The organism is Halobacillus sp. BBL2006, assembly GCF_000786645.1.
In the GTDB taxonomy this organism is placed as follows: Bacteria; Bacillota; Bacilli; order Bacillales; family Halobacillaceae; genus Halobacillus.
Genome location: NZ_JRNX01000688.1, coordinates 1 through 1,389, shown reverse-complemented (window position 1 = coordinate 1,389; position 1,389 = coordinate 1). Strand labels below are relative to the sequence as shown.

Below are 1,389 nucleotides of genomic sequence, written 5' to 3'. Positions count from 1 at the left end.
TGTCACAAGCAGTACAACTACCATAGAATGACTTAATGGAGCAATCAACTGGAAGATAACCGCCACAATACATGCAAGGACAATTCCACCTATAGATCCTTCTATCGTCTTTTTAGGGCTGATTTGCGGCCATAACTTATGCTTCCCAAACGCTCTACCGAATAGATAGGCACCCGTATCAGTAGCCCAGACAACGAATAAAGCGAAAAACAAGTACTTAAGACCTTGATCTGCTACACGCGTTTCAATTAAATAATTGAACCCCATTCCTATATAAATCGTAGAAATCAAAAGGAATCCTGCATCATCAAACGTGAAACGATTTTTAACAAGGACTGTGTAACTAAGTAATATCAGAACAGCCAGCAAAGTGATTTCCGATTTTGTAATCAGATTTTCCGTCATGATGCCATACTCATCAAGGTCTTTATAAGGAAACATTAATGCCCACATCAGCAGGAGCCCGAGACCTGAAGCCACAGAGTATCTTGATATTTTCTTCATTCTAACAAGCTCTAATAGAGCAATGCTTGCAATTACATATACGAAGAGCTTAAAGAACAGCCCTCCAGAAACTATGATTGGTATAAAAATCAGTGCCGCAACCACGGCAGTTATTGTTCTCTGTTTCATATCCTTTCACCCTTACACTCCACCATAACGTCGCTTACGGTTTTGATAGTCGTACAGTGCTTTTTCAAAAAGGCTTTCATCGAAATCAGGCCAGTAGACTTCAGTGAACCAGAATTCTGCATAAGCCAATTGCCATAACAAGAAATTGCTTAAGCGCTGCTCTCCACTGGTCCGAATTAACAGGTCCGGCTCGATAAGATCTTTCGTATAAAGTTCAGAGGAAAAAAGATCCTCGTTGATTTCAGATGTGGAAAGCTCACCCTGCTCTACTCTGGATGCTATTTGCTTCACTGCATTGACCATTTCAAAACGACTTCCATAGTTCAAAGCAAAATTGAGAATGAGACCATCATTATTTTGTGTCCGTTTGATAGCTTCATCCACTGCTTTGCGGGTATGAGACGGTAATACATCAAAATCCCCGATGGTTTGGACTTGAACATTTTTTTCAATGAGCTCTGGCAAATATGTATTTAAAAAGTCAACAGGCAGCTTCATTAAGAAGTCTACCTCATTTTTGGGCCGTTTCCAATTTTCCGTCGAAAAGGCATATAACGTTAGTACCTTCACACCGATGTCAGAGGCGTGTCTCACAATTTTCTTGACGACACTCATCCCCTCTTTATGACCGGCTATTCGAGGCATCCCCCTATTTTTCGCCCAACGTCCATTTCCGTCCATGATTATCGCTACATGTTCTGGCAAATGATTATAATCAAGGCCTAGAGGCTGCGGTGATGTCTGTTTTTTATTTTT

The 1,389-nt window shown here is 40.8% G+C and carries 2 protein-coding genes; both read right to left on the bottom strand.

What is annotated here, in order from left to right:
- Positions 1-633 (bottom strand): phosphatidate cytidylyltransferase (locus LD39_RS18305; RefSeq protein WP_035551340.1); only part of this gene is annotated, 633 nt, incomplete at its 3' end.
- 12 nt (positions 634-645) lie between these two features.
- Positions 646-1,389 (bottom strand): isoprenyl transferase (locus tag LD39_RS18300; RefSeq protein ID WP_035551337.1); only part of this gene is annotated, 744 nt, incomplete at its 5' end.